A 14,392-nucleotide genomic window follows, 5' to 3' on the forward strand; every position below is an offset into this window, starting at 1 on the left:
GTCACGGCCCTTGATCGAATCGGTAGGGGGCAACCAGCGGATTAGCCGCCGTGTACGGGCTGGGCATCTGGCCGATGGTGCGGCCCCACTGGATCTCGAGTTCGGTCAGATCACCCTCCCAGCGGGTACCGGTGAACAACGACGCGTCGATACGGCTCAACGTTAGGTCGACCACGGCGGTGAGGTTCGCGTAGTCGCCCCGAATCCACTTCTCCAGTGTCGGTTTGGGGAACGGTAACGTCGACAGCAGGTCCAGGGACCGGGTCAGCGACGGACCTGCGTCGGCGAGCGATTTCAACACCGGGCCCAAGTCGTGCAGTTCCTTGACCAAATTCTCTTTGGTCTGGTCAACGGTGTCAGTCACCAACGCACTGAGCTTGCCGCCCTGTGCCGCCGCATCCGCGAGAACTTCCCGCTCGTCCTTGAGGACCGTCAACGCTTGCGGCACAGTCTCGAGCGCCTTGTCGATCACCGGCTTCTGCTCGGCGAATTGCCCGACCAGGCTGTTGAGGCTGTCAGTCGCCGCGACGATGTCATCCTTTTGGTCATCGAGATAGCCGACGAACGTATCGGATTGCTCGATGAGGCTTCTCAGGTCGTTCTCGCGCCCGGTAACCGCTGTGCTCAATGCGGTGACGATGTCTTGCACATGCCCGACACCGCCCCCGTTTAGCACCATCGCAACTGCGGCGAGGGTCTCTTCTGTTGACGGGTGCGCCTCCGCTGACGACAGGGGAATCAGCGCCCCTTCCGTCAATTTGCCTTCCGGCGGAACATCCGTCGGCGGTGCCAGCTCGATATGCGCAGACCCCAGCAGGCTGGTCTGACCAATGGTGGCCGTCGCGTTCGCCGGCAGTTCGACGTCGCCGTCGAGTGTCATCGTCACCAACGCATGCCACCCCTGAACTTCGGTTTTCGCGACATTTCCGACCGTCACATCATCGACGCGAACACGGGAATTCCGTTCCAGGTTCTGCACATCGGGGAGCTGCGCCTGAATGGTGAAAGAACCCGGGCCACCCCCCTTGGTCCCCGGCAACTTCACCGAATTAAGTCCCTGGAAATCCGAGCAGGCGGGCAGTATGGCAATGGCCACGACCAACAACGACCTCACGGTTATTCGCCCAAGCTTGGCAGATCCGGTCATTGCCCCGCCCCCTGCGGCATCATCATTCCCAGCAGCCCGTCTACCGGTTCAGTCACCGTTGACCCGTGGAGAGGAGGCTGCGCGCCTTCCTCGGCCGGCAGTGCCGCTGGTGCGGCAGGCAATGGATTTGGTGGGATGTAGTCGGGACGCAGCCAGTCTTCACTGTAGGTCAGCTCATTGGGCCGAGCCGTTGCTCCGACGAACGGGTTCATGCCCAGCGGGGGAAAGTTGAACTGACGGTTCTTGATGATGGGCGCGAGGTACTGGACACAGAGCTTCGCAGACTGCTCGGCACCTAGCTGTGACGCCGCCTGGATTGCACCGCACAAGAATTGCACAGGGTTGGCGAAGTTGTTGGCGGCCAAGATGCCCGTCAGGGTGCCCTGCGCCGGCTGGTAGATATTGACAAAGTTCTGCGCAGTGGTCGGGAACACATGCAGCGCTTGCTTGATGTCGTCGAGGCTCTCGACAACCGCGTTGGAAACCGACGCCACCTTGTCCGAAGTAACGCCCAGCGCCTCGCGGTTCTCAACCACGAAGTGGGTGGCATCGTCGGCAACATCACTCAGATCGCGGATCGCGTTCCCAACTTCGTTGGGATCGTTGGCCACCAGTCGCGTCGCTGCGGCGAGGTTCTGATTCAGCGTCGTCAGCAGGTCGTCGCTGTTCTCCAGGGCTGACACCAGGGTCGAGAGGTTCCTGATCGAAGAGAACAGATCGTCGCTGTGATCACCGAGCGCAGCTAGGGCCCGCGACAACTTAGTCAGGCTGTCGCGGATGTTCGTACCCTGGCCGCGCAGGTTGTCGGCGGCGGTGCTGACAAAGCCCCCAAGGGTGCTGACGCCGCCTGGCTTCGTCGGTTGTAGTGTCTCGGTGAGCTTTTCGAGTTGGATCCGTAGGTCGTCCCACTCGACCGGGACGGCGGTACGGTCCTGAGGAATGGTCGCGTCATCGTGCATGACCGGACCGGTGCTGTAGGCGGGTGTCAACTGTATTGCGCGGGCCGTGATCAACGTCGGCGATAGAATCACTGCCTTGGCGTCGGCCGGCACCCGGTACTTGCTTTCGTACCAGAATGAGATCTTTACCCGGTCGGGCTCCGGTTCGATCTTTTCGATTACACCGACTGGCACCCCGCGGATGACGACATGGTCACCGACGTAAATGCCATTGCTATTGTCAAAGTATCCAACGATGTTGGTCCGGCCGATCTCGGTGGCCGTACGAGTAACCGTTACGATTCCGCCGACCAGAACCAACGTCAAGGCCACAGCGACTGCGACGGCCGGTTTACTGATTTTCACTGTCCACCCTCTTCAGCTGGTTGTCGTTCGCCGGCTGACCCGTCGGCTCCGGGCGCTGGTCCTGCGCCGAGGGCGGGCGGTCCCGGCGGCGGGCCGCCCGGTGGGGGCGGAGGCAGTGGTTCCCGATACGGATATCGGGGATCGCCCGGCTTGCCGGTGATGGCGTCGGGGAGTGTCAAATGCGGTGCGCCGCCTTGGCCCGTTCGCGGATACGGCACCGGAAGCGGAGGTGTTCCCGGTTGGCCGACTTGCGGGTCGGCGCGCTCAGTGGGTGCGAGGACGTTCGGGTCTAATCCAAGATCGGAGAACGCAGCATCGACGAACGGTTGCACGAATTGTCCCGGCAGTAGGTTGACGACGTAAGCTTTGAAGAACGGACCCGATGCCAGCGCTTCGCCCAAACCGAGCGCGTATGGGTTGAGCTTTTTAATCGCTAATTGCACATCGCTTTTGCGGTTGTCGACGATGGTCAACGCGCCATTCAGTTTGTCCAACATAGGTTTTACCGCGTGATTGTTTTCTGCAATAAAGCCTTTCAACTCCTGACCAAGCGCTGACAGATTGTTGGAGATGTTGTCCAGAGCGGCACTTTGCGATTGCAGCTCGACCAGCAAGGCGTTGGTATCGCCCACCAACTTCACCACCTTGTCACTACGTTCGGCGAGCACCGCAGTCGCCTTGTTTGCGTTCGTCAGGAGGTTCCGGAGGTGCTCATCGCGCCTCTCCAACGTCTCGGACACCCGGCCAACGCCTTTCACTGCCTCCTTCAAGGCAGGTGCGGTATCAGAGAACGTTTCCGAGAGGACGGCCAGTGAATCGGACAGCTGGCCGGTGTCCAAACCACTGATGGTTTCTGTGAGGTCTCCTAGGGCATGGGGAAGCTCGTAGGGTGAAGTGGTCCGCTCCAAGGGAATCGGCTCGGTGAGCTCGCCGTCGCCACGCGACGTGAGCTCGAGGTGCCTGGTGCCGAGTAGCCCCTCCAGCCTGATCGAGGCCTCGGTTCGTTCTCCCAGATGTACGTCGTCGATATGGAATTTGACCAGCACGCCCGGTCCCTCGAGTTCGATGCTGGAGACTTCTCCGACGTCATAGCCCGACACGGCCACGGTGCTGCCAGGCCGGAGACCACCTGCCTCGGTGAAGTACGCCTCGTAGTCCTTTCCGGTGTGGAAGAACGGCAACTTGCCATAATTCAACGTGATCAAGGCAGCGGCGACGGTCAATGTGATGCCGATGGCGCCGACGGTGTAGGGGTTCCGTTCGGTGAACCTCGTCATTTGGGCGTACACCTCCCGGACTTCTGGCCGACCAGCTTGACGTACACGGGCTGACCGCCCTTACCATTTAGCTTGAGCACGACTTCGCACATGTAGAAGCTGAAGAAATCGCCGGAAAGGGCCAACCTGTCCAGCATTTGGTAGGCGTCAGGCAGCGTCTTGAGCAGATTGTCGACGTATTCGTGATCCGCTACCACTGCAGCCGCAACCCGATCGGCCTCGTGTACGACCGTCTTGATCGGCGGCCGGGCTTGTTTCAAGAGACCGGTGATCGACCCAGCCGCCGCATTGGCATACGCGATGCCGCTGCTGATGTCTTTCTTGCGATCCTCCAGGCCGGCAACAAGTTCCGATACCGAATCCACGGCCGTCGCAAACTGATTCGTGTGGTCGCCAAGGGAACCTAGAACGGTGTTCAGGTTCCCGATGACCTCGCCGATCAATTGATCGCGATCCGCAAGGGTGTTGGTCAACGACGCGGTTTCAGCCAGGATCGAGTTCATCGTCACCCCCTGACCCTGGAAGGCGGAAATCAGTTGGCCGGTCAGTCGGTTCACCTGGTCCGGATCCAACGCACGGAAAAGTGGCCGGAACCCGCCGACCAGCGCCTCGAGGTCGAGTGCCGGCTCCGTTCGGGCCAGCGGGATGGTCGACCCTGGATCGAGTCGTTTGATGTCACCGGGATTCTGTTCAAGCGCCAGGAACCGGCCGCCGATCAGGTCTTTGAAGCGCACTGCGGCCCTGGTGCTGTCAGTGAGCATGACTGAGTCGTTCGCCCCAAACTCGACGAGCACGGTGGAGTCACGCCGAACGGTGATCTTCTTGACCTTACCGACCTCCACGCCGGCGACTCGTACAAAGTCGCCAGGCCGCAGCCCGGAGACGTTCGCGAAGACTGCCGAATATGTCTGCTGCGGTTGAAACCGCAACTGCGCCAGGATGGCGATCAGCCCGAAGGTCAACACCAAACATACCGTCGCATAGATTGCAAGGTGGAAAACCTTCGCGTGCAATCGTTTTTGCATCAGTCGTCTGCCTCATCCATTAGCGGGATCCCGGTGGGGGAAGCGCCGGCGCCGGGGTCGGCTGCACGCCACCTGGATGTGTGGGCTGGAACGGCTCCGCTCCCGGGGGCGGGGGCCCGGGGTCGCGCGGTCTACCAGGCGGCGGTGCCGGCGACAGACCTGGGTAGCGCGGCGTACCGTCAGGCTCGTACAGTTGGGCCCCATAAGGGGGCGCACCCGGATACGGAATCGGACCGGGAGCCGGCCCCCCGAGATTGCGAATGCTAGGAGGCTCGGGGACGGCCCGAGTCACCGGGAAGTAGTTCTCCCAGCCTGGGAACCCGATGCCGGGGTTCGGACGTAGGTCCAGGCCGGTGCCCCATCCGGTGTCGGTGACCAGGTACCGCTGCGGCCAGTTCTTCGAAACGTCGGGCAACGAACCACAACTCGGCTGTCCGCCGGGGCCCCCTTTGGCGCCGTTGATCGGTAAGTGTTGGGGATAGCGATATGGGTCGTCACCGGGCAACAGGGCGACGTCCAAAATGATCGACTTACCATTGCGGCCGCCGGCTATCTCACCCCAGCCCATCTCCATGGCCTTGGTTGCCCCAAGCAGCGTGCAAGTGATTTCCGGATCGTATTTCTTCAACAGTCGAGTGGTCGGCTCCAGCACGTTTATCGCCCGCACGAGGTTGTCCTGGTTCGGCGCGATCAGATCGATACCGGTATGTGAGAGACCAATCAGGTTGACCAGCAACGCGTCCAGTGCTTGCGCATTGTCGGTGATGGTCGCACTTGTCGTGCTCGCCGCGTCTAGCACTTGCAGGATGTCCTGGGCGGCTGCCCCGTAGGTGTCCGCAACCTCATTGAGCGCGCGGAAGTTCTCTCGCATCGTCTCCCTGCGGGGATTGATGGTCGTCAACACCTGGTTGAGGTCGGTGATCGCGCCGCCGAGGTCCTCGCCCTTACCTCGGAACCCCTCGGCCAACGCCGATAACACCGCGTTGAGCTTTGCGGTGTCAACCTGTTTGAGCAAATCGACGAGGTTCTGGAACACGGTGTTGACTTCGATGCTGACGTTGTGTGACTTCACCACCGCGCCGGCCACAAGGCGCTTCGAACTCGGCTCCTGCGGTGCTATGAACTCTACATACTTGGCGCCAAATGCAGTTGGCGCGGCAATCTGTGCTTCGACGTTGGCCGGAATGTACTTCAGCTGGTCGGGATAGAGTTCAAGCTCGAGCCGCACCGGGCTGTCCGACTGGATCGACGCGACACGACCGATCTGCACGCCGCGCAGCTTGACCTTAGCGTCGGTCTCCATCACCAGGCCAGCTCGGTCGGACATCACGGTAACCCGCGCGTAGGGCCTGAAGTCTCGGTTGAACATGCCGACCGTCAACACGACCAGTCCAACAATCACCGTCAATTCGATGACAGTCCAGATCGCCGGATGCAAACCAGCCTCGCGCCATTTAGGTCTCATCGTCGCTATCCCGCTAGGTTGAAGTCGCCGGTCTTCCCGTATACGGCCATGCCGATCATCAATGTCGTGGCGACCGACACGATCAAAGATGCACGCACCGCGCGGCCAACTGCTTCGCCGACGCCAGCGGGTCCGCCCTTGGCAGTGAACCCGTAGTAGGTGTGCAGCAGCATGACCACAAGAGCCGTTCCAACCGCTTGAGTCAACGCCCAAATCAGGTCTAGAGGCCTGAGATAAGTAGAGAAGTAATGGTCGTAGACGCCCGCCGACTGCCCGAAGGCATAGATGTAGACGACTCGCGTTGTCAGATAGGCTGCCTCGGCCGACAGACAAAATAGTGGAATGGTGACGATTACACCGGCCATGACTCGGGTTGAAACCAGATACGCCATCGAGTTGATGCTCATCACTTCGAGAGCGTCAACCTCCTCATTGATTCGCATCGCACCAAGCTGTGCGGTAGCGCCGGCGCCGATGGTCGCTGCCAAGGCGATATTGGTAATCAGGGGCGCAGAAACCCTTGTGGTGACATATGCGGAGAAGAATCCGCCCACTGCGTCCGCGCCGACGTGACTCAGTGATCGGTGCGCTTCAAGCCCATTGAGTGCGCCGAGGGACATCAGCAAGAACGTGACGATGACAACGGTGCCGCCGATTGCTGCCAGCGTGCCGACGCCTAAGCTGGTCTGGGCGATGACGCGCAACGTCTCCACCTTGTAGCGGGCCAGCGCGTTAGGAATCAGGGCGAGCGATCTTGCATAGAACGCGGCCTGGGTGCCGGCTCGGTTCCACTCGTCGGCGAACCTTTCGAACATTCGGACAAGCCGCGGCCAGGGGTGGCGGGTAGGAGCGCTCATGACGCGATCTGCGCATTCATGGCGGTCAGCAGTACGTTGATCATGAACAGCGTCATGAAGGAAAAGACCACGGTTTCGTTCACGGCATTACCGACGCCCTGCGGTCCGCCGTCTACGGTGATGCCTTTGTAGCAGGCGATCAATCCCGCGGCGATGCCGAAGAGTACCGCTTTGAGGATGGCGATCAAGCATTCCGGCAGTCCGACCAGAAGAGTCAGACTCGAGGCGAATGCACCGGGCGTAACGTGTTGCAAGTTGACGGTGAATGCGTAGTCTGCCGCCAGACCGGTTGTCGTCGTTATAGCATTGAGCAACAACGCATTTACTGTCAGGGCGGCGACTCTCGGAACCAGCAGCCCGCGGACTGGATCAAGTCCCATGACCCGCATTGCATCGATCTCTTCACGGATTGTCCGTGCGCCCAGGTCTGCGCACATGGCCGTGGCGCCTGCGCCCGCTACCACCAAAACCGTTACCATCGGCGCGATCTGAGTGACACACGCCACGCCGGCGGTGGCGCCGCCGAGATCAGCCGCGCCCAGCTCGACAAGTAGTGCGTTGAGCAAGAAGACGGCGAATGCGTTGAACGGAATCGACAACAAGACGGCCGGGAGGATCGCCACCCGGGCGACAAACCACGTCTGGTCGATGAACTCCCGCCATGCAAACGGCGGTTTCCCCATCTGCACCAAGATGTCGAGCGAAACCGAGAAGAAGTTGCCGAGCGCGCGTGCGGGCTTGGCGGCGACCCGTACGCCCCCCAGGGGTGGACCGGTTTGGACCTCAGTCGGTGCTGCCATGCCAGCAGGGTCCTTCCTTTATGACCGCCAACGCGCAATCAGCATCCTGGATACATTGCGTGGGCTCAACGTACAGTAGCCAGAACACGCCGTCAATCCTTCGCGTTGGTCCGAGAAGTGCTTTCAACCAACCCTTTTCGAGATCTTTGCCATTTCAAAGGTGCTCGAGCTGAGGTACTCGGCGACGAGGGTACGGGACCCCATGGCCCAGCCATGGTGACTGCCCAACGCAACGAGCAGCCGTGGACCCGGGCCGAGTCGGGCAGTCCGGGTAACACCACAGGCACGCTGTCCATCGTCGACGACTCCGATCACTGTCGTTCCTAAGAGAATGACAAGCCCGACGTCCAAGCACCGTCGACAACGAACTCTGCTCCGCTGCAATACGATGCGGCATCCGAGGCGAGAAAGCACACAACTTCGGCGACTTCCGCCGGAGCGGCAAGTCTCTTGAAGGGAACCAGCGGTTTCAATGCTTCTGCATTGGACTTGCCGACGGTCCCCATGTCGGCCTCCGCGATCATCGGGGTGTCGATCGGTCCAGGGCAGACCGCATTCACCCGCACACCAGATTCAGCCACTTCGAGGGCAACTGAACGTGTCATACCGATGACTGCGTGTTTGGTTGCGCTGTATACCGCTTCGCCGGGCATTCCTCGAATTCCGTTCATCGATGCGACATTCACGATCGAACCACTTTGCGCCTGCACCATGCCGGGCAGCACGGCGCGCATGCCGAGGTAGGGTCCGGTCTGGTTGACGGCGACGACCCGGTGATAGTCATCTAGCGAACTGCCGATCAGCGGTGCGATCCACAGCACGCCGGCGTTGTTCACCAGTACGTCGATCTGGCCGAATTGGGCTGTCACTTCAGCAACCGCGGCTTCCCACGATCGCTCGCTGGTCACGTCCAGTTTGACGAACACGGCCCGCTCTCCGAGCCGATCGACTAGTTCGCGCCCGCTCGCCGCATTGATGTCTGCAGCGACCACCGTCGCATCCTCGTTGACCATCCACTCGCAGACGGCGGCTCCAAGTCCTCTACCTGCACCGGTGACCAAAGCGACCTTTGAGTCCAGTTTCCCCACTGCGGTCATCCGACGTTGAACTTGATCGGCACCGAGACGTACCCCTGGACCTGACCGGGACACCATCGGACCTTCGTATCGTCCTCGATCTCGAAATCTGGTATGCGGCACAACAACTCCTCGAGGAGTACTCGCATTTCAAGCCTGGCGATGTGCGCTCCCATGCATTTGTGCACGTGCCCGCCGAACGTGAGATGTCGATTGGGGCTACGGTCTGTTACGAACTCCTCCCCCGAGGGGAACTCCCGTTCATCGCGGTCCGCAGAGCCGATCATCATCAGCACCACGTCACCGGCTTTGAGTTGTTGGCCCGCGAACTCGATGTCCTGTAGGACTAGTCGGCTGGGTTGTGATGGCGACCAGAATCGCAGCATCTCCTCGACCGCGGCCGGAATCTTGGAACGATCGGCAGCTAGCTTGTGACGAAGGTCCGCATCGTTGGCGAGGTGCCAGATCATCGACCCCATCGCCTTTTGGGTGGTGTCGATACTGGCGAGCAACAACAGCAGGCAGAATCCCAGTAGTTCGTCCTGCGTCAGCTTCTTACCGTCGACCTCGGCCCGAAGCAATCGGGACAAGACGTCGTCGCCGGAGTGATCGGCGCGCCGTTGCTCGAGCTTCTCGGTGAAGTACTCGTACTGTTTCTGCATCGCTGCTTTGGGCGCCTCTGGGTCGGCTGGCGAGTTGTCGACAACCGCTGACACCCATTCCAGCAGCCTCGGCGCATCGTCGTTCGGCACGCCGAGCAGCGTTGTGCCCATGTAGCACGGAATGGGTTCTGCCAGTGTCTTGTACGCGTCGCAACGCCCACTGTCGATGAAGCCGTCGATGAGTCGATTGACGACTGCGCGAATCGGATCCTCCCACAGCTCCCGGGTTCGGCGCGGTGAGAAGACTGGCGCCAGCAGCGACCGATACAGCGAGTGGTCGGGAGGATCGAGCTCGATTGGAATCATTGGCGCATCCTGCGGAAACGCCGGGAACGTGATGCGGCGCGAGGAGAACACCTCTGGCCGGTGGATTATTTCGTAGCATTCCGGATAGCCGGTGACAACCCAGAAGCCGCCGTAATGCTCGCTTCTACCGATCGGACTGTCGGCTCGAAGCTGTTGATAGACGGGGTATGGGCATTCGCCGTCCGGCGTCGTGCTCATATGGTCGAAATCCGTATAGCCCACCGGGCACACGGTTTGTTCGGTTGGCGTGGTCATCACTTCCGACCCTCACTCTCCTCGATCGTGATTGCCTGTTCCGGGCAATTCGCGCTGACATCGGCCAGCTTCGCCTTTAGGTCAGCTGCATCAACCGGCTGCCCGTCGAGAAGGAAGCCGGCATGCCCGTCGTCGTCGATTGGAGCGAACATGTCCGGCTCGATGGCATAACAACGGCCGTGGCCCGCACAGCGTTCTTCGTCGATTTGAACCTTCATTGGTCGGTGTCCCTCGTTCCCAGTTCTTCCCGGGCTTCGTAGGCCCGTTCAGCCGATCCCAAACCGTGAAGCATCCTGGATACAGTACGTGGACGTTACCGCTAAGAAGCACATCTCGTCAATCATTGGCTGCCGTGCTGGCAAGCTCACCCGAAATATGGTGCCAGCCGCAAGGTTCGGCGGATGTGTCGCCTGGCCTCCTCTTCAGCGGCACCAGCCCTGCGCTCCACGACGGCTTCAAGGATGCTCTTATGCTGGGCCTGGGCTTCATCCAGAAACTCTTTGTACGTGTTTTCCGGATTAGCGGCCGCAAGGTTCGCCGCAGCCGTTTCGCGCACCAGCGGCAGATACAACATGGCCGAGCTGGTGCGGATCATCGAGGCAAAAGATTGGACTCTGGCGTTGCCTGAGGCCAGCGCGAACAGCTCGTGGAACTCGGCATGCGCACGGTTGCGACGCACCGGGTCGTATGGATCTGACGAGCTGGCCATCTCTGCAAGCAGCTGACAGGCGCGCGCTTCGTCCTGGGCATTCAGGCCCTTACGCGCCGCGAGGCGGGCTGCGAGTCCGTCGATCACCTCGCGCACTTCATACATCTCACGCAAATCCTCTGGCCCGATCTGCACCACCTCGACGGTCCGGTTGTTGTCCGAACTACGGACCAAACCTTCACTGTCCAGGACACGCAACGCCTCTCGCAGCGGTGTGCGGCTCACGCCGAGTTGCGCAGCCAGAGCAACCTGAGGAAGTGGCGTACCAGCGGGCAACGTGCCGTCGACGATGCTTTCCCGCAGCCGGTTGATGACCTCGTCGACCAACCGAGGCGTCCTGCGGAGCAACTCGATCCTCGTTGATGCGTCGGTAGTCATTGGCTCCTCCTTCGGGGCATCGCACCCCGTGGCCGGCAGATCCTTCCCGGGTCCGGCGACCCGGTGGAGTGACCGGCATTGCGCAAGCAGACTGGTTTCTGGGGTTCACACTCGCCCCACCAGTGTAAAGCAGAGAATCCGGGCACGGCCTTGTCGTCTAGCATCCTGGATGCAATACTGCCTGAGGCCGTCGGAACGCAAGTGATGCGGGCCATTACGAACGAGAGATTCGAGTTGCAGTGGACAGTTTGACCGAGTTCCACCGTGTTGCCGATCAGGTGCGAAATTGGGGCCGTTGGGGCCAGGCCGACGAGCTGGGAACGCTCAACTTCATCGACGACGAAAAGGTTCGGCACGCTGCCAGCCTGGTCAATCGAGGCACGGTTTTCCCGCTGGGTATTGAGTTCGGCACGTCGAGCCCGCAAGGTGCCCTCGATTTCCGCAACAAGCCGATCCACCTGATGACCGTGGACGGCGGTGACGAAACGCAATGGGCGCGGTACGGCAGCAACTGGCCGGACAACAGCACTGCGCAGCAGATCAGCAAGTACTTCGGCGCCAGCGCCTTCCGTTTCAACGACGACATGATCATCATGCCGCTTCAGGCGTCGACGCAATGGGACGCGTTATCCCACGCGTACTACGACGGCCTTCTTTACAACGGCTTCCCCGCCTCCTCAGTCACCAGCGCCGGTGCGTTTTACTGCTCAATCGACAAGGTCGACATCAAAGGCGTGACAACCCGCGGCGTGCTGATCGACATGTGCAAGCATCGTGGCGTCGACTTCCTCGAACCCGGCAACGACATCACCGGAGCCGAACTCGACGCGGCCGCCGCCGCTCAGGGCGTGCGGGTGCAGCGGGGAGACGTCATCGCGGTTCGCACCGGATGGATCGCGAAATTCCGGCAGACCGGTAATCCCTTGGAACCGTCCTCAGGCCTGTCCTGGACCGTCGCATCCTGGCTTCACGACCACGAAGTCGCAGCGGTCGCGGCCGACAACGTCCAGGTAGAGAGTATGGAGTCGGGTGTCGAGGGCATGTTCAACCCGCTGCACCTGTTGACGTTGCGCGATATGGGCATGATGCTCGGCGAGTTCTGGTTCCTCGATGACCTGGCCGCCGACTGCGCCGCCGACGGTGTGTACGAATTCCAGCTCGTCGCACCGCCGCTGCGAGTCACTGGCGCTGTCGGCTCCCCCGTGAACCCCATCGCCGTCAAGTAGCCCAAGGTCCCATCGCTCGCAAGTCATCCGTAGGAGGCATACATAACATGGCCGACGCCCAGCAATTGGCTCGAAAATACGCCGAGGAACGCGATAAGCGAATCCGGGCCCAAGGCGCCGGTCAATACATCACCATCGATATCGGTTCCGATGTCGAAGCCGACCCATTCACCAAAATCCAACCACGCGAGCCGGTTAGGAAGACAACCGAGGTCGCCATCGTAGGTGCCGGTTTCGCTGGCCTGCTGACGGCAGTGCACCTGGCCAAAGAGGGTATCGACGACGTCACAGTCATCGACAAGGCTGCTGACTTCGGCGGTACTTGGTACTGGAACCGGTATCCGGGCATCGCATGTGACACCGACTCGTACCTGTATATGCCGCTGCTCGAGGAGACAGGCTACGTACCGTCGATGCGATACTCCCCCGGCGACGAGATATTCGACTACGCCAAGTCGATCGCCAAGCACTACAACCTCTACGAGAACGCGGTCTTCCAGGCCCGCGTCCAGGGTGTCGCCTGGGACGACGACGCGTTGCTGTGGTCAGTGGGCACTGATCGCGGTGACGAGGTCCGTGCCCGCTACCTCGTGCTGGCGACAGGCGGGATCCTGCATCGCCCCAAACTACCGGGTATTCCCGGCCTGAAGGATTTCAAGGGCCCGTGGTTCCATTCCAGCCGATGGGATTTCGGCGTGACCGGAGGTGACTCGCGAGGCAATCTGCACAAGCTCACCGACAAACGAGTCGCAATCATCGGCACCGGGCCCACCGCCCTGCAGGCGTTCCCGCATGTGGCTGAGAGCGCCCAAGAGACCTACCTGATACAACGCACACCGACGATTGTGTTGCCGCGCGACAACGCACCGACGGACGAAGAATGGTTCGTCAGCCAGGAGCCGGGCTGGCAGGAAAAGCGTTGGGCAAACTTCGAGGCCCAGATGCTCGGCGTCCCCGTCGAGGAAAAGATCGTCGAGGACGAATGGACGAGAGTCTGGGCTATCCCGCCCCTTGAGGTGCCCGACGCCGGCACGACTCCCGACATGGACGCCTATCTTCGCAAGGTCGAAGAAAACGACATTGCACAGATGGAACGAGTCCGGGCGCGCGTCGACGAAGTGGTCAAGGATCCGGTGCTGGCCGAGTCCCTGAAGCCCTGGTACGCGACACACTGCAAGCGTCCTGGTTTCAACGACGAATATTTGCAAGCATTCAACAAGACGAACGTCCATCTGATCGATACCGACGGACGGGGGCCCGATGCCATCACCAAGACCGGAATCGTAGTCGACGGTAGAGAATACGAGGTCGACATCATTGTCTATGCCACTGGTTTCGAAGCCGTAGTCACCCCGGACCGCTCCGGTGGGTTCGACGTCATCGGTTGTGACGGCCTGACTCTCGCACAAGCCTGGAAGCAGCGCGTGAAATCCGTGCACGGCATCCAAACCCACGGTTTCCCAAATATGTACGTCGTCGGAGGACTTCGGCAAACAGCGGTGACGGTGAACAACACGTATGCGTTCACCTACCAAGCACGACATATCGCCAAGACCATCAAGCAACTGCACGACGACGGTGTCCTGAAGATCGACATCACCGAGGCCGCCGTTCAGGAGTGGTGCGACGTAATGGACGACAAAGTCGGCCAGGTATTCAACGCCGAAGCGGTCCAAGCTTGTACCCCAGGCTATTTCAACAACGAGGGCGACTTCGACGCTTCGACAGGCAACTTCGAGCACGGTCGACCGGTCTGGGTCGATGCCTACGGTGGCGGGACGTTCGAATATCAGGAGATTCTCGCGAAGTGGCGCGAAGCCAAGGAATACGAGAGAAAAGCCACCATTGTGCGCGCCGACGAGTCAGAACAAGGCTAGGCTGCGGCCTTTCACGCGCCGGAGAGCC

13 protein-coding genes are annotated in these 14,392 nt (G+C 60.8%); 2 read left to right on the forward strand and 11 right to left on the reverse strand.

Annotated features, from left to right (window positions below):
* Position 1 precedes the first annotated feature (1 nt).
* The 11 genes from ABQF13_RS10265 to ABQF13_RS10315 all read right to left on the reverse strand — a co-directional run bounded on the left by ABQF13_RS10265 (position 2) and on the right by ABQF13_RS10315 (position 11,261).
* Entirely contained in the window at positions 2–1,147 is a 1,146-nt protein-coding gene (locus tag ABQF13_RS10265; RefSeq protein ID WP_448392599.1) for an MCE family protein, read from the reverse strand.
* The gene (locus ABQF13_RS10270) at positions 1,144–2,445 is read right to left on the reverse strand and encodes an MCE family protein (protein WP_448392698.1); all 1,302 of its coding nucleotides are present in this window, start codon (positions 2,443–2,445) and stop codon (positions 1,144–1,146) included. The genes ABQF13_RS10265 and ABQF13_RS10270 overlap by 4 nt, the downstream gene beginning before the upstream one ends.
* Positions 2,446–2,447: 2 nt before the next feature.
* Complete coding sequence (locus tag ABQF13_RS10275) at positions 2,448–3,728, reverse strand: MCE family protein (protein ID WP_448392600.1); 1,281 nt, start codon at positions 3,726–3,728, stop codon at positions 2,448–2,450.
* Positions 3,725–4,753 carry an MCE family protein gene (locus ABQF13_RS10280; protein WP_448392601.1) on the reverse strand — a complete coding sequence of 343 codons (1,029 nt, stop codon included), beginning with the start codon at positions 4,751–4,753 and terminating at the stop codon, positions 3,725–3,727. The genes ABQF13_RS10275 and ABQF13_RS10280 overlap by 4 nt, the downstream gene beginning before the upstream one ends.
* Positions 4,754–4,772: 19 nt before the next feature.
* On the reverse strand, positions 4,773–6,218 hold the full coding sequence (locus ABQF13_RS10285; protein WP_448392602.1) for an MCE family protein: 1,446 nt from the start codon (positions 6,216–6,218) through the stop codon (positions 4,773–4,775).
* Positions 6,219–6,223: 5 nt separating this feature from the next.
* Positions 6,224–7,033 carry an ABC transporter permease gene (locus tag ABQF13_RS10290; protein ID WP_448392603.1) on the reverse strand — a complete coding sequence of 270 codons (810 nt, stop codon included), beginning with the start codon at positions 7,031–7,033 and terminating at the stop codon, positions 6,224–6,226.
* Positions 7,034–7,071: 38 nt separating this feature from the next.
* Positions 7,072–7,875 carry an MlaE family ABC transporter permease gene (locus tag ABQF13_RS10295; RefSeq protein WP_448392604.1) on the reverse strand — a complete coding sequence of 268 codons (804 nt, stop codon included), beginning with the start codon at positions 7,873–7,875 and terminating at the stop codon, positions 7,072–7,074.
* Positions 7,876–8,198: 323 nt separating this feature from the next.
* Positions 8,199–8,972: an SDR family NAD(P)-dependent oxidoreductase gene (locus ABQF13_RS10300; protein ID WP_448392605.1), complete on the reverse strand. Its 774-nt coding sequence runs from the start codon at positions 8,970–8,972 to the stop codon at positions 8,199–8,201.
* Positions 8,969–10,174 (reverse strand): cytochrome P450, encoded by a 1,206-nt coding sequence (locus ABQF13_RS10305; RefSeq protein ID WP_448392606.1) that lies wholly within the window; start codon positions 10,172–10,174, stop codon positions 8,969–8,971. Before ABQF13_RS10305 ends, ABQF13_RS10300 begins: the two co-directional genes overlap by 4 nt.
* The gene (locus tag ABQF13_RS10310) at positions 10,174–10,392 is read right to left on the reverse strand and encodes a ferredoxin (protein ID WP_448392607.1); all 219 of its coding nucleotides are present in this window, start codon (positions 10,390–10,392) and stop codon (positions 10,174–10,176) included. Before ABQF13_RS10310 ends, ABQF13_RS10305 begins: the two co-directional genes overlap by 1 nt.
* A 146-nt stretch (positions 10,393–10,538) precedes the next feature.
* Positions 10,539–11,261 (reverse strand): GntR family transcriptional regulator, encoded by a 723-nt coding sequence (locus tag ABQF13_RS10315; RefSeq protein ID WP_448392608.1) that lies wholly within the window; start codon positions 11,259–11,261, stop codon positions 10,539–10,541.
* Positions 11,262–11,500: 239 nt separating this feature from the next.
* On the opposite strand from ABQF13_RS10315, the gene ABQF13_RS10320 reads away from it, so the two are divergent.
* Both ABQF13_RS10320 and ABQF13_RS10325 read left to right on the forward strand, forming a co-directional pair.
* Positions 11,501–12,487, forward strand: a complete 987-nt coding sequence (locus ABQF13_RS10320) for a cyclase family protein (protein ID WP_448392609.1) — start codon at positions 11,501–11,503, stop codon at positions 12,485–12,487.
* Between the two features lie 47 nt (positions 12,488–12,534).
* Positions 12,535–14,364 (forward strand): flavin-containing monooxygenase, encoded by a 1,830-nt coding sequence (locus ABQF13_RS10325; protein ID WP_448392610.1) that lies wholly within the window; start codon positions 12,535–12,537, stop codon positions 14,362–14,364.
* Positions 14,365–14,392 lie beyond the last annotated feature (28 nt).

Source organism: Mycolicibacterium sp. XJ879 (assembly GCF_053483935.1).